General features: G+C 41.4%; 18 protein-coding genes. 11 read left to right on the plus strand and 7 right to left on the minus strand.

Annotated elements, in window-relative coordinates; translation table 11 throughout:
• Nucleotides 1–2: 2 nt before the first annotated feature.
• The 5 genes from Q0H92_RS10705 to Q0H92_RS10725 all read left to right on the plus strand — a co-directional run bounded on the left by Q0H92_RS10705 (nt 3) and on the right by Q0H92_RS10725 (nt 6,129).
• A complete protein-coding gene (locus tag Q0H92_RS10705; protein ID WP_296014803.1) occupies nt 3–1,088 on the plus strand; it encodes a FecR family protein in 1,086 nt (361 codons plus the stop codon).
• 103 nt (nt 1,089–1,191) lie between these two features.
• On the plus strand, nt 1,192–1,962 hold the full coding sequence (locus Q0H92_RS10710; RefSeq protein ID WP_296014805.1) for a hypothetical protein: 771 nt from the start codon (nt 1,192–1,194) through the stop codon (nt 1,960–1,962).
• A gap of 1 nt (nt 1,963) precedes the next feature.
• Nucleotides 1,964–2,638 carry a YfcE family phosphodiesterase gene (locus Q0H92_RS10715; RefSeq protein WP_296014807.1) on the plus strand — a complete coding sequence of 225 codons (675 nt, stop codon included), beginning with the start codon at nt 1,964–1,966 and terminating at the stop codon, nt 2,636–2,638.
• 2 nt (nt 2,639–2,640) lie between these two features.
• Nucleotides 2,641–4,758, plus strand: a complete 2,118-nt coding sequence (locus Q0H92_RS10720) for an energy-coupling factor transporter ATPase (protein WP_296014808.1) — start codon at nt 2,641–2,643, stop codon at nt 4,756–4,758.
• Nucleotides 4,759–4,773: 15 nt separating this feature from the next.
• The gene (locus Q0H92_RS10725) at nt 4,774–6,129 is read left to right on the plus strand and encodes an SLC13 family permease (RefSeq protein WP_296014810.1); all 1,356 of its coding nucleotides are present in this window, start codon (nt 4,774–4,776) and stop codon (nt 6,127–6,129) included.
• A gap of 3 nt (nt 6,130–6,132) precedes the next feature.
• On the opposite strand, the gene Q0H92_RS10730 is transcribed toward Q0H92_RS10725, so the two are convergent.
• The 3 genes from Q0H92_RS10730 to Q0H92_RS10740 form a co-directional block, all read right to left on the minus strand.
• Nucleotides 6,133–6,534 carry a hypothetical protein gene (locus Q0H92_RS10730; RefSeq protein ID WP_013702454.1) on the minus strand — a complete coding sequence of 134 codons (402 nt, stop codon included), beginning with the start codon at nt 6,532–6,534 and terminating at the stop codon, nt 6,133–6,135.
• An 89-nt stretch (nt 6,535–6,623) separates the two neighbouring features.
• Entirely contained in the window at nt 6,624–7,889 is a 1,266-nt protein-coding gene (locus Q0H92_RS10735; RefSeq protein ID WP_296014812.1) for a hypothetical protein, read from the minus strand.
• Complete coding sequence (locus Q0H92_RS10740) at nt 7,873–9,165, minus strand: aminotransferase class I/II-fold pyridoxal phosphate-dependent enzyme (protein ID WP_296014814.1); 1,293 nt, start codon at nt 9,163–9,165, stop codon at nt 7,873–7,875. Before Q0H92_RS10740 ends, Q0H92_RS10735 begins: the two co-directional genes overlap by 17 nt.
• Before the next feature lie 284 nt (nt 9,166–9,449).
• Between Q0H92_RS10740 and eno the strand changes: the two genes are divergently transcribed.
• From eno to Q0H92_RS10765, 5 genes are all read left to right on the plus strand, one after another.
• Nucleotides 9,450–10,739 carry a phosphopyruvate hydratase gene (gene eno, locus Q0H92_RS10745; protein WP_295797881.1) on the plus strand — a complete coding sequence of 430 codons (1,290 nt, stop codon included), beginning with the start codon at nt 9,450–9,452 and terminating at the stop codon, nt 10,737–10,739.
• A 433-nt stretch (nt 10,740–11,172) separates the two neighbouring features.
• Nucleotides 11,173–12,237: a multiple monosaccharide ABC transporter substrate-binding protein gene (gene chvE, locus Q0H92_RS10750; protein ID WP_273352073.1), complete on the plus strand. Its 1,065-nt coding sequence runs from the start codon at nt 11,173–11,175 to the stop codon at nt 12,235–12,237.
• 81 nt (nt 12,238–12,318) lie between these two features.
• A complete protein-coding gene (gene mmsA, locus Q0H92_RS10755; RefSeq protein ID WP_296014816.1) occupies nt 12,319–13,851 on the plus strand; it encodes a multiple monosaccharide ABC transporter ATP-binding protein in 1,533 nt (510 codons plus the stop codon).
• Nucleotides 13,852–13,875: 24 nt separating this feature from the next.
• Entirely contained in the window at nt 13,876–15,126 is a 1,251-nt protein-coding gene (mmsB, locus tag Q0H92_RS10760; protein ID WP_296014817.1) for a multiple monosaccharide ABC transporter permease, read from the plus strand.
• 206 nt (nt 15,127–15,332) lie between these two features.
• On the plus strand, nt 15,333–16,190 hold the full coding sequence (locus Q0H92_RS10765) for a hemolysin III family protein (RefSeq protein ID WP_296014821.1): 858 nt from the start codon (nt 15,333–15,335) through the stop codon (nt 16,188–16,190).
• A gap of 196 nt (nt 16,191–16,386) precedes the next feature.
• On the opposite strand, the gene Q0H92_RS10770 is transcribed toward Q0H92_RS10765, so the two are convergent.
• Together Q0H92_RS10770 and Q0H92_RS10775 are read right to left on the minus strand one after the other, a co-directional pair.
• On the minus strand, nt 16,387–16,599 hold the full coding sequence (locus Q0H92_RS10770; RefSeq protein ID WP_296014825.1) for a SlyX family protein: 213 nt from the start codon (nt 16,597–16,599) through the stop codon (nt 16,387–16,389).
• 5 nt (nt 16,600–16,604) lie between these two features.
• Nucleotides 16,605–18,137, minus strand: coding sequence for an MBL fold metallo-hydrolase (locus Q0H92_RS10775; protein WP_296014829.1), 1,533 nt, complete (start codon nt 18,135–18,137; stop codon nt 16,605–16,607).
• A 569-nt stretch (nt 18,138–18,706) separates the two neighbouring features.
• Between Q0H92_RS10775 and Q0H92_RS10780 the strand changes: the two genes are divergently transcribed.
• Nucleotides 18,707–19,927, plus strand: a complete 1,221-nt coding sequence (locus tag Q0H92_RS10780; RefSeq protein WP_296014831.1) for a hypothetical protein — start codon at nt 18,707–18,709, stop codon at nt 19,925–19,927.
• A 67-nt stretch (nt 19,928–19,994) separates the two neighbouring features.
• Here the strand turns inward: Q0H92_RS10780 and Q0H92_RS10785 are convergent, their stop codons facing one another.
• Both Q0H92_RS10785 and Q0H92_RS10790 read right to left on the minus strand, forming a co-directional pair.
• Nucleotides 19,995–20,765, minus strand: coding sequence for an Rpn family recombination-promoting nuclease/putative transposase (locus Q0H92_RS10785; protein ID WP_296014836.1), 771 nt, complete (start codon nt 20,763–20,765; stop codon nt 19,995–19,997).
• Nucleotides 20,766–20,980: 215 nt separating this feature from the next.
• Entirely contained in the window at nt 20,981–22,309 is a 1,329-nt protein-coding gene (locus Q0H92_RS10790) for a hypothetical protein (RefSeq protein ID WP_296014839.1), read from the minus strand.
• Nucleotides 22,310–22,324: the final 15 nt, after the last annotated feature.

Consider the following 22,324-nt stretch of genomic DNA (forward strand, 5'->3'; position numbering starts at 1 on the left):
GTATGAAATTGAGTTTTAAGTTTTTGCCGTTGCTTGCTTTTGCAGCTTTTGCGGGCTTTTCAGCTTCTGCTTTGGAAGCGAAATTTGTAAGCATTGAAGGCAAAGTTGAAATTCTGGAAGGCGGAATGTGGATTCCTGTTGAAGAGGGCGATATTATTCAGGAAAAGGGCGCCGTTATTTCAACTGGATTTAAATCGAATGCTGTAGTTTCTGTAAAAGGAACAAATTTTACATTGGGACCGTTGACAAGAATTACAATTGAGAACATGGTCGCAATGGAAAACAAGGATTCAACTCAGATTTATATTGATTCAGGCTCGCTCAAAGCAAATGTTTCTTCTTCTGATGGAAGAAAAGTCGGCTTCAAAGTTCGTTCAGCGGTTGCAACGGCTTCGGTAAGAGGAACGGAATTCAAAGTTACTTCTTCTGGACGCCTTTCTGTTATGCAGGGACTTGTAAGTTTTGGCGGTCCTGAAGCTTCTTCTGCGGAAGTTGCTAAATCCGAGGATAATTCTACTGACATCGCTCCATCTGAAGAAAGCAATGCAGGAACAGTTGCTTCTGCAAATGAAACTTCTGACGGAAACGTTGCCGCCGAAGAACATCCAAAATCAACTCCGTTTACTTCTAGCGCAGAAGTTGGAGAAAAAAATGGAGTTCCAGTTTTTGCAGGCCAGGTCAGCAAGTCTGATGTTATAGCAAGCAGACCTTCAAATCCTCATACAGAAAAAGTTGTGTCAAGCGCAGGAAGTTCTTTTGGAAGCGAATCTATGGGAATAAATTTAATTTCTGGTGAAGCTAATGCAATTGCCGCAGAGACCGATGCTGGTCATTCATCAACGAGTACTTCAGGAGATTCAGCTCCTTCGGGAGATTCTTCAAGTTCAGGAAGTTCATCTGGTTCAGGAAGTTCATCTGGTTCAGGAAGTTCTTCCGGTTCAGGAAGTTCTTCCGGTTCAGGAAGTTCTTCCGGTTCAGGAAGTTCTTCCGGTTCAGGAAGTTCTTCCGGCACAAAACCTGGCACTACTCCTACACCTTCTACTAAAACAACAGGTGCAGTTAAGATTAATATTAACTGGGGAGATTGATTTATTAACGAAAAACTTGTGATTTTGTAAAGTAACCCAAAATGCGCCCCGTTGTTATTTTTGCAGCGGGGTTCGTTTGTTTTATAAAATGGAATTTTAAAAAATGAAATTAAAAAAGAAAATTGTTTTAATGTGGAAACTTCTTTTTTTTGCTTTTGCGATTATTTTTTCAGGCTGCAAAGAAAAAAATGTTCCCAGCATAAAAGTTGCTTCAGACGACTCTATTGAAATTCAGCCGCGCGAAAGTTCTTCTGCGCTAAAAGAAAATTTTTGGACAAGTGAAAATGGAATTGTCTGCGTGCTTATTGGATACGGTTTTAATGACGATGATTTTGTAAAAAAGGCGATAAATTCCTTGGAGAAAAAATTCGGACTTGCTGAAAACGGCGGACTTGTTCTTCCGATTGTTTTTCCAGATGATTTGCATGGCAGAATTTCAAGTTTGCGTGATATAATTGAAAAAAACAATGTGCATGGAATTGTTCTTCTTGGCGCGCCAGAAAATACGCATTCTCCGCTTGCAAGAATAAAAGAAGAGTGGAATGGAAATCCGCCGTTCAATGTTTTTTCGATTTTTCCGCAGGATGATGTTTTGGGACAGGAATTCACTTGCAGTTTTGTGATTGACCATGAATATACGGCTGGAATTCAGTTTGGCGACGAAGAAAATAAAAATGAAGACGACGACACTTTGGCGCTTTTGATTTCGGCTGTTGAATATGCCGCGGAGCTTCCGTTTGTTCTTCCGCAGGACAGCGACCTTTATTATCATGTTCAGGCTGTGGCAGGAAAAAGAAAAGTTGCCCGCTACGTTGATAGCGAAACTGGAATTCAGTCAAGAAATCATTTTATAATTTTAAATTCGGCGGAATAAATTGAACACACTTTTACAAGACGAATCTTTGCTTATCGGCAGCCGTGAAGAAATACAAAAACTCGCAATAAAAGATTCTGCGCGGATTCTTGTGGTGTCGGATTCTCATGGCGCGTATTCTAATCTTTTGCTGATTTTGCGTCAGTTTGGAGTTATAAGCGATGCCCTTGTTTTTTGCGGCGATGGAATTTGCGATATTTCCAATCTGATTTCAAATGCCGTTGATGAAGCTGAAGTTAAAGCTATTATTCCGCCTGTAATTGGAATTGTCGAAGGAAACAATGACGCTGACCTTTATCCTGTTAGAAATGTTCTTTCCGACGAGCCTTATTATGTTCAGCTGAAAGTTCCGATTTTTAACGTGCTTGAAGCCTGCGGACAAAGAATTTTTTTTACGCACGGACACAGAAATTCTCTTTATCTTGGCACTGGTGAAATTGTTTCCGCGGCAAAGAAAAACAACTGCAAAATTGCGCTTTACGGCCACACTCATATTGCAGCAGAAAAACTTGGTGAAATTTTTACTATAAATCCGGGAAGTTGTTTTAGACCTCGCGGCGGACAAAAACCTTCATTTGCGATGTTAAATTTAACAAAAAACATCGGATTTGAATGTATTTTTTATGAACTTTCAAGTTTGGGATGCAAACCGTTTTTTCCAGCTAGGACTTTTTGAAAATGCCGTTGCTTGAGCTAAAAAATGTTTACTATGAATATCCTCGTTCAAATAAAATTGCGCTTAAAAATATAAATTTTTCTGTGAGCAAAGACGAATATATTGCGGTTCTTGGGCTTAACGGTTCTGGAAAAAGCACGCTTGCCCGACTTATTGCAGGATTTTTTGAGCCTTCAAAAGGTGAAGTTATAAAGCAAAATGGAATTCTTCCCGGCATTGTTTTTCAGCAGCCAAAAGAGCAGATTGTAGCCGGAATCGTTGAGCGCGACACGGCTTTTGGTCCGCAGAATCTTAGCATGACGGAAGCGGAAATTGAACTGCGCACAATCGAATGTCTTTCTGTCGTTTCTCTTGTGGACAAAGCGTTGAGCAAAACTTTTGAGCTTTCTTTGGGGCAGACTCAGCGGCTTGCTTTCAGCGGAATCCTTGCGCTTTTTCCGGATTTGCTGATTCTTGACGAAGCCACGGCAATGCTTGATCCGGATTCAAAAAATCAGCTTGTGGAATTTGTAAACGCTTGGAACAAAAAAGGGCACACCGTTATTTCTGTTACGCACGATTTGGACGAAGCTTTGGCTGCAAAAAGAATCGTTGTGATGGAGCAGGGACAGATAATTTTTGACGGCTCGCCAAAAGAATTTAAAGAAAACAAAAATATTTTTGAAGCGATTTTTGGAATTGACGGTGAATACACTTCGTTTAAAAATTTAAATTCAGAAAAAAATAAATTTGAAAAAACGGCTTTAAAAGTTCAGGAACTTTCGTTTTCTTATGGCAATTTTTCAGTTTTTAAAAATATTTCTTTTGAGCTTAAAAAAGGAACTCTTGTTGCTTTGACAGGACCGAGCGGCTGCGGAAAATCAACGTTGTTTGAATGTCTTGCTGGTCTTAAAAAAAATCAAGGCGGAAAAATTTATGCTTTGAGCCGGCCGGTGCTTGGCTTGCAGGAAAGCGAAGCTGCATTGTTTGAGCCATATTCCGCGGATGACGTTGCGTTCGGTCCTAAAAATAAAAATATAAAAGGCAAGGAACTTTTTGAGCGTGTAAAAAAATCCATGGAACTTGCTGGGCTTGATTACAAAAAATACGGAAATCTTCCGGTTGTTTCGCTTAGCGGCGGTGAAAAACGAAAACTTTCTGTTGCGGGGCTTATTGCACTTGACAGCGACATTTTGATTTTTGACGAGCCGACTGCTGGCTTGGATCCGGTTTCAAGAAAAAATCTCCTTGCATCTTTTAGAAAACTCACTGAAAGCGGAAAAACTGTTTTGTTTAGCACGCATAGATTTCAAGAAGCGGAAGCTGCTGATTTCAGACTTCGCTGGGAAGATTTGATTTCCAAGCCTGAAAAAAATTCAGATTCAGATTTGGGCAATTTAAAGGAAATGGAGCTAATTGAAAATGCTTCACTTCTTGAAAAAATTTCCAAAGCGGCTTCAGTTTTTTCTGCGCCTGAAAAAATTCCGCCTTCGTTTGTAAATTCGCTTTCCGCAGGCAAGAAAACATTTTTATTTTTGATTCTGTTTTTTGTTTCAATTTTGCTTCCGTTTCCGGCTTGCATTGCGATGATTTTTATAAACATTTTGTATTCCGTTCTTGCAAAATCGCCGCTAAAAAATTCTTTTAAAATAATTGCGAAACTCATTCCTTGGATTGTGATTTTTTCTTTGCTCGGAATTATTCTTTTTCCTGTTTATGAAGGAGACAAAATTCTTTTCAGCTGGAAAATGATTTTCGTCACGCCGCGGAAACTTTTGCTTTTTGCAGCTTCCTTTGTTCATTCAATCTGCGCCATTTTTGCGATTGGAACTTATATTTTTACTGCGGATGAACGGCAGGTTATGGACGGAATCGCCGCTATTTTGAAGCCGCTGAATTTCTTTAAATTTCCTGTCAGATGCGTTGTCTTGATAGTTGGAATTATTTTTAGATTTATACCGTTGCTTTTAGATGAATTTTCGGGCATTATAAAAACACAGATTATCCGCGGAACATTTGGCAGCGCAAAAGGAATAAAAAAATTAAAATCGATAATTCCAGTTTTTGTGCCGCTCGTTCTTCAGACAATACGAAAAGCACGCTGTCTTGCTGATGCTCTTACTGCAAGATATTTTAAATAGATAGTTGGAGAAATTATGCTTAATATGAAAACTTTGGTTGCGCTTATTGCGTTTTTGATGTATGCGCTTGTGATTTTATTTCAGAACAAAAAAGTTTTATTTACAACTGGAGCGGCAGTTCTTGTTGTTATTATTGCGACTTTTTTTCCGGGGCAGATTTTTCCGCTTCCGCAGGATGTAGTTGCGCTTGAAGGACAGTTTCCGCAGAGAATATACGCGCTTTATCATTCTGTATTTGAAATCATAAACTGGAACGTTATTATGATTTATCTTGGCAGCATGATTATTGCCTCGCTTTTTATTTATTCAAAAGTTCCAGTAAAAATCGCTGACAAAATTGTGAACAGCAGCCGGAACACTTGCATTGCGATGGTTGCGATTCTTGCGATGACGGGAATAATTTCAATTTTTGTTGAAAATGTCGCTACGGTTCTTGTTATGGCTCCGATTGGACTTGCGCTTTGCTCAAAGCTGAAAATAAATCCTACATTTTTTATGATGGGACTTGCCGTTATGAGCAACCTTGAGGGAACTGCGACTTTGGTTGGAGATCCGCCTTCAATGATTTTTGCAAGCTACGCCGGATACAATTTCAACGACTTCTTTTTTTATTTGGGGAAACCTTCAATTTTCTTTATAATTCAGGCTGGAATGCTTGCCGGATGCGTTTTCTTTTATTTCTTCTTTGCGAAAAATAGAAAAAACAAAGTTCAGGTTGAAAGTGAAAAAGTAATTTCCTGGGTTCCTTTTGTTTGCCTTTTGCTTATGATTTTTGGACTTGCCGGAGTTTCGTTTGTGAATACCCGGTTTGAGTATTTGAGCGGAACTTTGGTCATGTCGATTGGAATTTTGTGCTTGCTTTGGTTCAAGTTGTTTCAGAAAAAAACAAACGCCGAAACTGCAAAAGTTGTAAAAGAACTTGACTGGGAAACTATTTTTTTCCTGCTTGGAATTTTTGTTGTAATCGGCGCAATAAAAGAGACTGGGCTTTTGAATGACCTTGCTGATTTGCTTGTGAATGTTACAGGCGGTTCCGAAGTTGCGGGCTTTTTTATAATCCTTTTGATTTCTGTTATTGTAAGCGGATTTGTTGACAATGTTCCTTATATAATCGCGATGCTTCCTGTTGCTGGCGGAATGGCGGCACAAATCGGAATAAACCCGGAGCTTTTTATGTTTGCGCTTTTGGTCGGAAGCTGCCTCGGCGGAAACCTTACGCCATTTGGTGCGAGCGCGAATATTGTTGCAATGGGAATTTTAAAGAAAGAAAATTATCCTATGAAATTTTCTGGCTGGCTTAAAATCGGAGTTCCGTTCACGCTTATTACAACGGCCGCCGCATCTGCTTTGCTTTGGTTTATCTGGGCGTAATTTTTATGCTGAAACTGAAACAACTGCGCCTGCTTCCGGCATAAGACCTGCAAGTCCGTAAGCTGCTTGTCCTTGTGCGCTACTAGCGGCAATTGCAGTTTTAATTTGCTGCTGGTAGCTTTTTATAAGCTCGTCTTTTTGTTCTTCGGAAAGTCCTGTGGCTTCTTCTTCGGAAAGGGCTGGCTTTTGCTTCATGGAAACAAGCTGTGAAATCAGTGTGTTTAAAATGCGCAGGCGGTTTATTGGAACTCCGCGCTGTCCGTGTTCGGTTGCAGTTCCATGTACGTAGTCAAATTGAGAATATATAACCGCGCTAGGCTTTACTGGAACACAGAGCGAGCCTGAAGAAGTAGAGAAAAGAGTTCTATAAGATGCCGCGTTTAGGCTGATTCCGTTTGAATACATAAGTCTACCCTCAGTTTAGTGCAAGCAATTTTCTTTACACTATCTTATGTATCGGAATTTAAAATAAAAAGTTTAGCCGGCTTTTGCTGTTAGTAGAACTGCTTTGTCCATTCAGCAATTCGTTCTTCAAGCGACTGAACTGCGCCTGAATTTTCTGTTTTTGTGCTGTCTTTTAAATACGGAATTATTACGTTTGATTTTAAGCTGTTCCATCTATACGGAAGAATATTCGGCAATGTTATAAATTGTTCCGGCGGCATATTTCCCAAAAGATGTCTGTAGAATGCCGGGTAAAATTTTTCGTTTACTTCGCGCAATGTAGAAAATCCGCCTGCGATTCCAAAATTTACGGTGTCCAGCTTCATTTTTTCCGTGCGCTCAATTAAAAGCTTTTGAGTTTCAATTTTCATAAACCAAGAAATAAATTCTTCGGCTTGCGCCGAATGCTCGGATTTTTTGTAAAGCCCGATGCTTAAAATATTGTCTTCAACTGGAATTTTATTGTCCTGCTCAATCCACCTGAATGAAAGATCTGTAATCTGCGCATCCGTGAGTGTAAAAAGCTTGTCGCTGGTTGTGTGCGAAAAAAGGCAACGTGTTGTGGCAATTTGCTTGTAGCCCGGCATATAAAGGTAGCGGAACTGAAAGTTTTGCTCTGCGGAAGTGCTGGAATTGCGTGCGATTGTCCACTGGCGCATTTCGGAAATTGAAGTTTCCATCGCTTTTTCGTTCCATATAAAGCTTGTTCCTTTTTCGTGGTAGGCTGCTCCGTAAAGTTTTGTTACAAGATACATAAAGTCTGTGTCCCAGGAAGGCGCGTATCCCATCGCTGTATATGTTCCGTTTTTATTTTTTTTGTTGAATGCTGCTGAAAAAGTCCTTATCTGCTCAAGATTTAAAAAATGCTCTGACTCTACAAAGCTTTCATTTTTTTTGCTGAAAATCATTGCGGGCAAATTAAAACTTATTGGAATAAGATATTGCTTGTCGTTTATTTGTCCGTATTCAAGAAACTGCTTGTAAAACAAAGTGCGGTTCAGGCTTTTTTCTTGAAAAAGATAATCCAGCGGCTGAAAATATTTTCGTGTTGCGGAATTTTTAAGCCAAGAGCCTACAACCAAATCCGGGGTAAGCTCGTCTTTTGCAGGCGGAAGTGAACGCGCCGCTTCCTCTTTGTAGACTGCAAATGCGCTTATGTTTTCGTGCGTGGCGTTAAAAAGTTCAACGTAAGAAACAATTTCCGCATTGTCTGTCCAGATAATCAACGGCTTGCTTCCCGAATTTTTACAGGAGGCAAGCAAAAGAGAAATCAGCGCGGTTATAATTGCAAGAAATTTTTTATTTTCCAAGTTCATCCGCAACGTCGTAAATCGCCTGATAAACAATGTTGATTTTTTCTTCATCAAGGCTTGAGAAGGCAACTCTTAAAGTTTTTGCGTCTATGGAAATTGTTCCGATTCCGCGGTCGTTTAAAAGTTTCTGCCTTAATTTTTCTGCGTCAATGCTCATTGTGTCAAAAGACATAAAGTAGCCTGAATTGAATGGAAGCGGCTTTATAAATTTGCTTTCGTGTGTGGAAACAAATTCGCGCACAAGTTTATAACGGCGTTCAAGAATTTTGCGGAATTCAGCTTTTTCTTCTTCGAGTTTTCCGTCTGATGCCGCTTTTAAAATCAGCGACTGAGATGGAGTTGCCGCGCATGAAACTGACGAGCGGATTGCAGCCATGAGTTTTTTTACAAGAGCTTCGTATTGCGCGTCAGAAAGTCCTTTGCAGCCAAAAGTTATAAATCCAGTTCTGAATCCCCAGGCAAAATCTTCTTTTGTAGGTCCGTCGATTTTTGCGGCAAGAACATTTTCGTGCAGGTCGCAAAGATATGCAAATAGCGACTGTTTTTCTATATCGTCTTCATAGTTCAGTCCGAAGTACGCATCATCGCACCAAACCATTACTTTTGCGCCTTTTTCCGCAATTTCCTTTACAATTGAAACAAGCTGTTTTGCTTCGTCGGAAGTCGGGCTGTAGCCTGAAGGGTTCTGCGGAAAATTCAAAAGAATGCGGACAGAGCCAGATTCAGCCTGTTTTTGCATAGTTTCTTTCAATCCTTCAATGTTGAATTTTCCATCCTTGAACATCTTGAACTGAACGAATTTTGCGTTTCGTCTTGCTTCGGCAATAAGAACGTAATTGTCCCAAGACGGATCTGCTGCAACAAGCGGCTTTGTTTCATCAAGGAAAAGGTCTGCAAGGTAGGAAATTCCCGCTGTAAGGCCAGGAACAACAACCGGCAATGAGAATTTTTTATCTTTTAAAAGCGGATTTTTGCGGATAATTGATTCTTTCCACATTGCACGCAAATCCGGATTTCCTGCTGTCGGCGCATATCCTACAAGTTCTGAAGAAGTTAAGTCCGGCACATATTTTTTTATAGAAGGAAGCATAATAGGTTTGCCTTCAACAACTGTGGTTCCGATTGTTCCGTTTGCAGTTTTACCAAGTTTTTTGGCTTCTGCGCTTTGTGCGATTATTCCCTTTGGAAAGTAAAGTCTTGTTCCAACATCAGAAAGCAGCTCGCCTGGCGTTGTGCCTTTGAGCGCGTCATTTAATTCTTGTGCTAATGGGTTTATCATGATTGCAAATTATAGCTTTTTTGCCTGTTTGTTTCAATAATTTTGAGTTGCAGGATAAATGTAGAGTTTTGTATTTTGATATGTCATTATCGGACTTGATCCGATAATCTTATGTTACAAATTTTGCTAGATTCCTTGATCAAGTTAGGGAATGACAAGTGTCGTGGCACAAAAATGAAGGTTCTTGAAAATCTTTTGAATTTAACTTGAAAAATTTAATAGATTTTATTATATTTAAAGAAATTAGCAATAGCTAACTATTCTTTTTATCCCAGGAGGAAATTATGGGCGGTTGTAAAATTCAGAAAATTGTCGGACGTGAAATTCTTGATTCTCGCGGAAATCCTACAGTAGAAGTTGACGTTACTTTGGAAAGCGGCGCGTTTGGCAGAGCATCAGTTCCTTCTGGAGCTTCTACTGGTGAGAATGAAGCTCTTGAATTGCGCGACGGAGACAAAAAACGCTACTTGGGAAAAGGCGTTCTCAAGGCAGTTGAAAATGTTAACAAAGTAATTGCCCCGGCTCTTATCGGAATGTGCGGACTTGAGCAGCGTGCGATTGACAAAAAAATGATTGAGCTTGACGGAACAAAAACAAAGTCCAAGCTTGGAGCAAATGCAATTCTTGGAGTTTCACTTGCAGTGGCAAAAGCAGCCGCAGCTTACCTTGGCATTCCTCTTTACCGTTACATTGGCGGAACAAATACTTACACATTGCCAGTTCCAATGATGAACATTATAAATGCCGGCCAGCATTCAGACGCTCCTATCGCATTCCAGGAATTTATGATTCGCCCGGTTGGAGCTTCTTCATTTAAAGAAGGAATCCGCATGGGAACAGAGGTTTTCCATAGCTTGAAGGCTGTTTTAAAGGCACGCGGACTTTCAACTGCTGTAGGCGATGAAGGCGGATTTGCTCCAAAGCTTGACGGAACAGAAGACGCTCTTGACACAATCGTAAAGGCTATAAAAGAAGCTGGATATGAGCCTGGAAAAGATGTAAAAATCGCAATGGACTGCGCTTCATCTGAATTCTATGAAAACGGAATTTACGATTATACTTGGAAAGAAGGCGCGGACGGAAAAAAACTTACTTCGGCACAGCAGGCTGATTATCTTGCGGATCTTATTTCAAAATATCCAATCGATTCAATTGAAGACGGAATGGCAGAAAGCGACTGGGAAGGCTGGAAACTTCTTACTGATAAAATCGGCTCAAAATGCCAGCTTGTTGGCGATGACCTTTTTGTTACAAATGTTGAATATCTTAAGAAAGGAATTGAGCTTGGATGCGCAAATTCAATTCTTATAAAAGTAAATCAGATTGGCTCTCTTACAGAAACTCTTGATGCAATTGAAATGGCTCACCGCCACGGATATACAAGCGTAACTTCTCACCGTTCCGGCGAAACTGAAGATTCAACAATTGCCGACATCGCAGTTGCAACAAATTCAGGACAGATTAAAACAGGTTCTGCATCTCGTTCAGACCGCATGGCAAAGTATAATCAGCTTTTGCGCATAGAAGAAGAACTTGGAGACTTGGCGGTTTACGGCTACAAGAGAGTGAAATAGCTGGAATGTCATTGTTGGGCTTGGCTTGATAATGAAATAAAAGATTCCCCGATTAGTCGGGGAATGACAAAGTGTCATGCATGGGAATGACAAAACTAATTTTTATACAATAGGGTTCAACCTCGAGACCTTTGTAGAATATGCTCCGGGAAAAGGAATGTAAGCCTCCTTGCCCGGAGTTTTTTGTTTCAGGGAATATTTTGCGTTTTTCCATTCTGCATTTTTCTTACAACAAAAAAATCCTAATAGTTTTCTTTTATTTTTTATAGATTTATTCAAAAAATCACATAAATTAACAAAATAATCAAGAAAATCGGGAATTCAGAAAACGTTTCATATTGTATACTTTAATCAAGTTAGAAAGTAACGGAACATTTTTGGAGTTCTGTTAACTAAAAAAAATAAGATATGCATTTTTAAGGAGGTTTATCTTATGAAAAAAATTATCGCTGTTCTTTTGGCTTGCGCGCTCGTGCTTCCATGTTTCGCAGCAAAAAAGAAAGGAACAAAAGTAGGTGTTTCTATGCCTACAAAAGACTTGCAGAGATGGAACCAGGACGGAGCAAACATGAAGGCTCAGCTGGAAAAAGCAGGCTATGTTGTTGACTTGCAGTATGCTAACAATGACATTGCAACTCAGGTTTCCCAGATTGAAAACATGATTACTGGAAAATGCAACGTTCTTGTTGTTGCTTCTATCGATGGTTCAGCTCTTAAAAACGCGCTTGACGGTGCAAAGAAAAAGAGAATTCCGGTTATTGCTTATGACCGCTTGATTATGAACACAAATTCAGTTTCTTACTATGCGACATTCGACAACTACAAAGTAGGAACAATTCAGGGTGAATATCTTGTTGACAAGCTGAATCTTAAGAACCGCACAAAATCTGATCCTGCTTACATCGAATTCTTCACAGGTTCTCCAGATGACAACAACATCAACTTCTTCTTCGGCGGAGCAATGGACACACTCAAGCCTTACCTTGACAGCGGAGTTCTCGTTTGCCGTTCAGGACAGACTTCAAAAGCACAGTGCGCAACTTTGAACTGGTCTACAGAAGAAGGACAGAAACGCATGGAAAACCTTATCACTTCAAACGGATACGGTCCACGCGGAACAAAACTTGACGCTGTTTATTCTTCAAACGACTCTGTTGCAATGGGAATCACAAACGCTCTTGTTGCGGCTGGCTACACAAAGGCAAACTTCCCGATTGTTACTGGACAGGACTGCGACATTGGTTCTGTAAAGAACATGCTCAAGGGAACTCAGGCAATGTCTGTATTCAAGGACACTCGCACTTTGGCAGAAAAAGTTGTTGGAATGGTTGACGCTCTTCTTCAGGGAACAAAACCAGAAATCAACGACACAAAGACTTACGACAATGGAAAAGGAATCGTTCCTTCATACCTTTGTGATCCAGTTTATGCTGATGTTTCAAACTACAAGGCTCTCCTTGTTGATTCTGGATACTACACAGAAGCTCAGCTTAAATAGCAAAAGCTAAAATGGTCAAGGCGGGGTCAAAAGCCCCGTCTTTTTTAGAAGTTTATAATCGGCTTAAAATAGGAGATTCCAATGGCAAAAGCATTATTGGAAATGCGGAATATTACAAAAGAGTTTCCTGGCGTCAAAGCTCTGAACAACGTTACGCTTTCTGTGGAAGAAGGCGAGATTCATGCTCTCTGCGGCGAAAACGGAGCTGGAAAGTCTACTCTTATGAATGTTTTAAGCGGCATTTACGGATACGGCTCTTATTCCGGCGATATTATCTATGACGGCAAACTCTGCAAATTCCAGACAATAAAAGACAGCGAATCGCTGGGCATTGTAATTATTCATCAGGAGCTGGCTCTTGTTCCTCTTCTGACGATTGCAGAAAATATGTTCCTTGGAAATGAGCGCGGCTCAAAATTCAAGGTTGACTGGGCAGAAACATTCGACAAGGCTGATTCCCTTCTTGCGGAAGTTGGTCTTAAAGAATCATCACATACACTTATAAAGGACATTGGCGTTGGCAAGCAGCAGCTTGTAGAAATTGCCAAGGCACTTGGAAAAAAAGTTCGGCTTTTGATTTTGGACGAGCCAACTGCTTCCTTGAACGAAAACGAATCCAAGCATCTTTTGGATTTGCTCCTTGAATTCAAAAAGCAGGGAATGACTTCAATTATTATTTCCCACAAGCTGAATGAAATTTCTTATGTTGCTGACAAAATTACAGTTATCCGCGACGGCGCTGTAATAAAAACGCTCGACAAGAGCAAAGACGATTTTTCAGAGAATACAATTATTGCGGCGATGGTTGGCCGTGATATTACAGATAGATTTCCTAAGCGCGCTTCAAAAGTTGGAGATGTCTGCTTTGAAGTCAAGAACTGGTGCGTGGACCATCCTGTTTTCGATGGAATCAAGGTTTGCGACAATGTGAATTTCAACTTGCGCAAAGGCGAGGTTCTTGGAATTTCGGGGCTTATGGGAGCCGGACGCACGGAACTTGCAATGAGCATCTTTGGACATTCCTATGGCGCGAATATTTCCGGGCAGATTTTTCTCAACGGAAAAGAAATTGATCTTCCGAATGTAAAGTCGGCAATCAACCACAAGATTGCTTATGTAACAGAAGACCGCAAAGGCAACGGACTTATTCTTTCGGAAACAATCACGCAGAACACAGTTTCAGCAAAGCCGGAAAAAGTTTCTAAGCACGGAATCTACAACTTTGACGAATGCAGACGCGTTGCCCAGAATTCAGCAAAGGAAATGCGTACAAAATGCGCAACTGTAGATGAAGCTGTAGGAAATCTTTCGGGCGGAAATATGCAGAAAGTTCTTCTTGGAAAATGGCTTTTTGCCGACCCGGATATTCTGATTCTTGATGAGCCGACACGCGGAATCGATGTTGGCGCAAAGTACGAGATTTACTGCATTATAAACCGTATGGTTGCAGAAGGAAAATCAGTAATTTTGATTTCCTCTGAAATGCCGGAAGTACTTGGAATGAGCGACCGCATTTATGTTATGAATGAAGGCCGCATGATTGCAGAAATGGACGCTAAGGATGCAAGCCAGGAAAAAATCATGTCATGCATCATCAGCTCGGAAAATAAATAGCCAAACTTTATTAGGAGTGTAAATATGGCAGTTAACACAAACAGCTTAAAGAAAATGCTTAAGGGCAACACGATGATTTTTATTCTTCTGGCAGTCATGCTGTTTTTTCAGGCTTTGATTGTTGGATTCGGAAAAGGCTCGCTTTTTGCTCCGGAAAATATTACAAACCTTATAAACCAGAACGCCTGGGTTGTAATTCTTGCAACTGGTATGCTTCTGTGTATTCTTACCGGCGGAAACATTGACCTTTCTGTTGGTTCTGTAATTTGTCTTGTTGGTGCAGTTGCAGGAATTTTAATTGTAAACCTTGGCTGGCCAGTTATTCCTTCAATTATTGTATGTCTTATTGTCGGAACAGCAATCGGCGCATGGCACGGATTTTTTATTGCCTATGTGCATATTCCGCCGTTTATCTGCACTTTGTCTGGAATGCTTTTGTGGCGCGGAGTTGCCTTGATTCTTCTTGGCGGAATGACAATTTCTCCGTTCCCTTCAACGTTCATGAACATCTTCAACAGCTATCTTCCGGACCTTGCGCTTGAGCAGGCTACAGACGAGCTTTTTGAAGCTTCAGAAGATGCCTATTATGCTCTTGTTGACAAGAATGCCCAGATTACTTTGATTGTAACTTTGATTATTGCCGTTATCTGCTGCTTTGTTACTGTTGCTTCCGCAGTTTATAGCCGCGCTTCAAAAAAGAGAAAGGGATATTCTGTGTCTTCTGCAGGCTCATTTATCGGAAAGCAGGTTGTTTTGTGTGCTGTGATTATGCTTGTTGGCTGGCTTCTTGCCCAGGACAAAGGACTTCCGCTTATTCTTGTGATTCTTGCGGTTATTGTCGGAATCTATTCTTACTACACACAAAATACAGTTCCTGGCCGCTATCTTTATGCAATCGGCGGAAACGAAAAAGCTGCCCGTCTTTCCGGTGTAAACACAGACAACGTTATGTTCTTTGCTTACACAAACATGGGATTCATTGCTGCTGTTGCCGGACTTGTCTGCGCCGCTCGATTGAACTCTGCCGCTCCTACAGTTGGAACAAGCTATGAAATGGATGCGATTGCGTCATGCTTTATCGGTGGAGCTTCTGCTTACGGCGGAACAGGAACTGTTGGCGGTGCTGTAATCGGTGCTGTCTTTATGGGAATCCTTAATAACGGTATGTCAATCCTTGGTGTTGATGCTAACTGGCAGCGCGCGGTAAAAGGTCTTGTTCTTTTGCTTGCTGTAATCTTTGATGTTGTTTCAAAGAAAAGAAGCAGCTCAAAATAAGTTAATTCTTATTCATTTTTTCCTCCTTTCATTTTGCCCGGTGTCCAAAAAGATGCCGGGTGTTTTTATATTGAAGCTTTAACGCTGATTTCACTTTGAATTGATGTATTTAAAAAAGACTTGGAATGTTGTATAATACACGCACAGAATTTCCTCAAAAGAACTTAAGTTTTTAGAGGTTTCAATTAATTTTAACGAGGTTTGTCATGGGCGATATTACCCGCAGAATCACAAGAAAATCCTTAAAGGCAAAAAGAAAAGCAGCCATAAAAACTATAAAGGCGCAGGCAAAGGAAAAAATCCATCAGATAAAAGTTGACTATTCTATGGATGCAGAAAAGAAAAAGGAAAAGGCGGCTGAACGAGAGCGCAAGCGTGAGCTTAGAGCGCAAAAAGCAAACGCCCGCTTGTCTTACAATGCACGTCAGCCGCGTCCATTTACACTTGGCGAAGATGTCCTTAGTTCAATTGCAAACGGAATCGGAGCAGGGCTTAGTGTTTCGGCTATTGTTCTTCTGGTTATCCGCGCGTATTTTTATGCTCCGGCTGCGCAGAAAAGCACTTATATTTCAACATTCGCGGTGTTCGGCTCAAGCCTTTTTGTGCTTCATCTTATGGCGACGCTTTACCATGCGATTTCACCTTCAAAGGCAAAAAAAGTATTTTCTATTTTTAACCATTGCGCGATTTATCTTTTTATAGGCGGAATCTTTACACCTTTGTTGCTTACCAAAATGTCTGGACCTGCCACAACTGCCTGCGCTGTTCTTTGGGGAATTCTTGCGTTCCTTTTGGTTTTGTACGCGGTGTTCGGCGCAAGGCTTCATTCGTTTTCTGTTTTTACATACATAGTTTTTGCGGCGATTCTTGTGGGTCTTGCAGCCTCTGGAGCTGTTGCATTAAATTTTTCAAGCAAAGTATTTTTGTTTGCAGGAGCGGCCGCTTACGGAATAAGCTTTGCATTCTTTATGATGCGGAATTTCAAATGGACTCACAGCATCTTCCATCTGTTTGCGATTGGAGCCGCGGTTCTGGTTTTCTTTGGAATTTATAACCTTATATAAACTGAAATTCTTTGATAAAAATATCAGTTTAAGTGTCATTCAATAAATCGGAATGTCATTGTCATACTTGGTACAACAATCTTTGAATTTGGATACTTTCGCTATTGCAGAGGATTATCCAGTCAAGCTGGATAATGACAGTAAAATATAAAACTAGAAATAGAATCCCCGGCTGTTTTTGCAACCGGGGAATTTTTTAATAATGCGGCGGCTTTCTGTTTGGAATGTCGCCTTCAAGAATGTCAGAAACTTCATGTAGCTTCTGAGACAAAAGTTTGTTTTCAGTTCTGAGCCGCTCGATTGTTTCTGTATGCTCAACAGAAACCGCCTGAAGCTGGTTTACAAAGTCTTCCATATAGGCAAGCTTTGTTTCAAGGCTGATTATTTTTTCTTCAATTTCTTTTTCCATTTGAACTATTCCAAATCGTATGTTTCGCCGTACTTTACAATTTCAACATTCGGAAATCCGTTTTCTGCAAGATAGCCTTTAAGATGTGCCTGCGCATCTTTTTCTCCATGCACAAGGAAAATCTTTTTGAGCCTGCTTGTGTCTATGAGCTTGAGCCATTCGGTGCTTTCCTTATAGTCGGCGTGCGCGCTAAACGAGTCAATTTGCTTTATCTGAGCGTTCACTTTGTACCAGTCGCCAAGAATCTTCACTTCTTTTTCGCCCTCAAGAATTCTGCGTCCCAAAGTATGCTCGGACATATAGCCTACAATCAGAATTATGTTGTTCGGATTTGAAATATTGTTCGCCAAGTGGTAAAGAATGCGTCCGGCTTCGCACATTCCGTCTGCGCTCAAAATTATCATCGGACCGCTTTTCTTGTTCAGCTCCTTGGATTCATCGACGCTCGTAATGAACTGAAGCGAGTTGAAGCCGAACGGATTTTTGTGGTGCGCAAGGAACGCTTCCTGTGTTGCCGCATCGTAGCACTCCTGATGAAGCTGATAAATTCCGGTTGCGTTTACCGCCATAGGACTGTCCATGTAAATAGGAATCTGCGGAATTCTTTTTTGGTCAACTAAAAGATGAAGATAATAGACAATTTCCTGCGCGCGCTCGATTGCAAATGTTGGAATGATTATTTTTCCCTTTGAGTCGATTGCCTGGCGCACAACTTTTTCAAGCTCGTACATTGTGCTTGAAGTTTCCGCATGAAGCCTGTTGCCATAAGTGCTTTCCATGAAGATATAGTCAGGAGCGGGCATATTTGTTGCCGGGTCTTTTATGATTGGCTTGTTCCGTCTTCCCAAGTCTCCAGTGTAAAGAACTCTAAGCTCGTTTTCTCCGTCTGCGTTTTGAGATGGTTCATTTTTTAAAGAAAGTCTTGCGCCGAACAGCTTGTGCCAAAGTTTTGGTTTTATGCCGCTTCCTGTGGTTGCTTTTGTTCCCTGCTGATTTTTTCTTTGCCCGGTAATTGTAAAGTAGGCGAGGGAGCTTCCAAGAATGTGCCCTGCATCAAAAAATTCAAGCTGAACGTCCGGGGCAATGTACATTTTGCGGTTGTAGCCCAGCGTAACAATCTGATTTGCCGCCTTTACGCAGTCCGCTTCGTTATACAGAGGCTTCCAGGTAAAAGCTTCGCCTTTCTTTTTTGCCTGCTTTGCAAGAAATTCCGCGTCTCGAGCTTGAATGCGCGCGCTGTCCATCATAACGATGTTTGCAAGATCCCGTGTTGCCGGAGTTGCGTAAATTGTTCCGTCGTATCCGTTTTTCATAAGAACCGGAAGAAGCCCGCAGTGGTCATAATGCGCATGGGTCAAAACAACGCTTTCAACTTTATCCGCCGGAAAACTGAATTCCCTGTTCTTTTTATCTGATTCCGCTCTCCGCCCCTGAAAAGCTCCGCAGTCTACCATTATGCTGCGTCCGTCAATTTCAAGTATATGCCGGCTTCCTGTAACTTCTTCTGCCGCTCCAAGTGAATATGCTGTAACTGCCATAAAAGCCTCCTGATGTAATGCTAAAAAACTGCCTGTCTTTAATTATAAACCTGATTTGCGATTTTCTCAATTTTTTTCTTTTATGTTGAAAGACTTGCTAGATTACCATTGCAGGAAAATGCAGAACAAAAAAAAGGTAGCAGACACTAAAACGATTGTCTCTATCAAGTCTTGATTTTTAACCAATTAAATTAATTTCAGCTCGTTTTTAGCTTGAAAATGACTTGTTTTTCCAAAAGAAACATTTTGTTTTTTCCCAAAAAACACTTTGTTTTAAAGTAAAAAATATTGTGTTTTAACTCAGAAAACATTTCATTAGCCCCCAATATTTAAATCATAAGCTGTGCATTTTCTGCCTAAAATAGCGTCAAAAACTGCCGCCTCCCCAAGATTTAAAGCATAAGTTGTGCAGTTTCTGCCTTAAACAGCGTCAAAAACTGCACTGCAAGTTTGCCCGGTGGCAAACTTGTTCAATTGACTGCTTTTTTTTCACTGCGTTGCAAAACAGCCTGTTTAAATCTTATCGATGCTGAAGCACCGCTAAGATTTAAACATAAGGAGGCTAAGAGATGAAAAAGACTCTTATCGCGGTCGCAGCGGCTGCCGCACTTACAGCAACTTCTGCTTTCGCAGAAATCACATTCGGAGCATGGCTTCGTTCTGCTCTTATTCCTGTAGCTTATGATGGCGAGGATTACCTTGGAGGACTTACACAGTCATGGGGCGGAGCAGCGCGTACTGCAGTTCTTGGTGTAAACGGCGTTTCTGAAGACGGAATGGCTGGATTCACATTTGAAATCCGTAACCAGGCTGGCGAAGGAATCAATATGGGTGACCGCACAGTGGCATGGCTCAAGCCAATTGAGCAGCTCAAGCTTTCTGTTGGTAAGTTTGACGGCGGAGACAACGGATTCAGACAGGGAACAGGATTTGGTGTTTGGGACTATGTACGCCCATCTAGAACAACATCTTTGTTCTTCAATGGTGATGACGGAATCATGGATTCTATTGGCGGAGACGGCTTCATGGCAGAAATCTTCCCGATTGAAGGCTTCAAAGTTATGGTAAACGTTCCATTCCTTCAGTACAAAAAGGAAGTTCATAACTGGGTTTACGACAGTGAAGCAAAAACTTGGAAAGATGATAAAGGAACAGAAGTTGAGTATGTAAAGCACGCTTACGACATCTATAAGAAGACACAGATTGGCGCAGCATACACAATCGACGGTGTTGGAGAATTGAAAGTTCTTTGGACAAATGTAAGCGAAGAAGAAGAAGTTGGCACAAAGAAATATAATGATGTAGGAAATCTTGGAATCGCTTTCAATCTTTCTGCTGTAGAAAATCTTAACTTGGCAATTGGCGCTAAGTTCGATATTTCCGACAAAGAAATTGATCCTGATGGCAACAAGGCTTACTTTGCAGCAAAGGCTTCTTACAATGTTTCAGACGCTATCACATTCAACATGGTTGGCGGTATAAAACTCTTCAAGAACGATGACTATGATCCAAAATGGGGAATCGGTGCTGGTGTAGACTATGTAGTTATGGACGGTCTTACAGTTAATGCTGACATCCGCTACATGAGCGAAACAAAAGTTAACGGCAATGGTAGTGAAGATGATTCACTTTCATTCCTTGTTGCAGCTGCAAAGACTATTGGAAGCAACGCTTCTCTTGGAGTTGGATTTGAAGGAGCAACAAACGGCGGCGGATTCTCAACATTTGACGCTGCAAAGACAGACGCATTCACATGGTGCGTTCCAGTTATGTTCAACCTTTCATTCTAATTCTAGCTGCAATTTGCGTTTGACTTAGTAATGCAGAAGCCTCCCGAAAGGGAGGCTTTTTTGTGTGTTATTTCAGTGCGTCTTTTTCCGCGAGAAGAGCTTTTAAGCGAGCTATTTCTTCTGCCTGCTGGTTAATCAGGCGTTCGTCCTTGGCTTTCTGCATTGCGGCGCCTTCAATTCTGCCTTTTTCCTGAACATCGTATTCATGAAGGTTGTATGCCAAATATGAATTTACAAATTCCTGCACTTCTTTAATCTTGTCCACCGTCATGTCGAGCCTCCTTAAAAATTTGTCCGTTGCCTTGCTTCTTTTAAGATACTCCAGAAACGCCCGGATTTCAATATCACCGCATTTTTCCCATGCTGCCGCATTAAAGATTATCTTTTGAGAGAAGTCTTCAAGCTGAATGTCTTTGTTTTCCCTGCAAAATGACTCAAATGTATATATTGGAAGACCGTGTCCCAAGGGATCATCTATGCACAGGAACACAACATAGCTTTTCTTAAGCATTGCATACGAAGCTCCCTTCAGCAGGCTGTCTGAGTCCAGTATGGACTGATAATAACGCATTCTCTGAGCAATTGCGGCGTAGCTTCCAGACTGCATCTCAATGTCAACCACTTCGTCTGGAGTTTCCGTGTAGACATCCAGCCTTATGCCCTTTCCGCTGTAAATTGGAGATATTGTCTTCTGCGCCTCAGGAAATTTTATTTCCCTTGCCTCGATTTTAAGCAGCCTTCTTATAACCTCGCGGCAAATATCCTTGTTTCTCATTACATAGCTGAACATAAAATCATCTGTGAACCTCAGTTCCTCCACCGGCTTAATAAAATACATAGAGCCTCCTTGCATATTCTATGTATTTTATTGCCGTAAAAAAATATTTTATGCAGACTGTTCTTTTATTTAAACACAAAAAAGCCTCCCTTTCGGGAGGCTTTCTGCTTGTCCAGCACATCCAGTGCACCGGGCATTCGCGCTACGCGCTGTTTCACCGCTAGTTTGCCATGCAAACTAGCAGAGATAAAACGAAGCGTGCTTCGTTTTATCGACTAGAACCAAACGCTTACAGATACTGGGATTGCCCAAACGAAGTCATCAGCTGCGTTAGCTTTGAGTCCGCTTACGCCATCACCTTTTTCACCTGGTGTTCCCCATGTGAATCCACAGCCATTTGTTGCGCCCTGGAATCCGATTCCGAGAGAACCGTTGCTTCCAACAGACTTGTTAACTCCAACGAGGAAGCTGATTGCGCCTTCATCGCCGTCTTTTCCGTATGACTTTATGTCATATGCCTTTTCAGCAGATTTTGCGTTGCTCATGTAGCTAACATCTGCAGCCAAGCTAAGACCATCCATGATTACATAATCTACACCAGCACCAACAAAGAATACATTGTCAACAAGTTCACCGTCTCTTGCAACACAGTCATCCTGATACTGAACATATCCGCCGTCTACAGAGAATTTCATCTGCTCAGAAACCTGGTAAGAAGCGCCAGCTGTGAACGCCATCTTGAGGTAGTCAGGAGCATAGTCCTTGTCTGCTATACCAAAGCGAGCACCTACTGTTACAGAAAGGTTCTCAACAGCATTAAGATCAAATGCAACTCCAATCTGTCCTGTTGTCTTTCTTGCTACTTCACCGTCAACATCATTTAAGTTGTAAGTTGGTACTGTGCTTACTTCGTTATCAAGAACCCAGTTTCCGTCATTGTCATACTTGTTTCCCAATGACCATGATACTGAATCAGCTGTAGCTTTTGTATCTTTATAATCACCGATGTACTGTGCCTTGAATTTACCTACACCTTCAATTGTGTAGCCAAATCCAACCTGAATGTTCTTGTATACATCTTCAGCCTTTGCATAAGTAGAAGACATTGGAATAACTGCGAATGCGTGGAGTCCTTCGATTGGGTCAGCCTCTAACATAAGACCGTTCTTTGAAACTCCGTCAAATGTGAGTCCTTCGCCGTCGAATGCCCAGTTGTAAGGTCTGAGCCAGTTCCATGAGCCGTAGCAGAAGTCGCCGCGGAGTCCGTTTGTAGGTGAGTCGAACTTACCAACAGAGATTTTAACCATGTCAACAGGCTTAACCCAGAGGTATGCATCATCGCCCTGTCCGAGTCCGCTCTCGAAGTCGTTGTAAACGCCCATTACGAATCCGGTCTTTCCGTCCTCAGAAGTTCCGTTGATGTTGATGCGGGCTGTACGTGCGCCCCATCCCCATGAGTTTGCAACGCCAACCATTGCATCTTCACCATTGTGTGCTACTGGCGAAGCAAGGACGCGAAGCCATGCTCCGAATGTGATTTCTGCGAAAGCAGAAGTTGCTGTAAGTGCGGCAGCCGCTGCGACCGCGATAAGAGTCTTTTTCATCTCTTAGCCTCCTTA

It is taken from the genome of uncultured Treponema sp., assembly GCF_934725225.1.
In the GTDB taxonomy this organism is placed as follows: Bacteria; Spirochaetota; Spirochaetia; order Treponematales; family Treponemataceae; genus Treponema_D.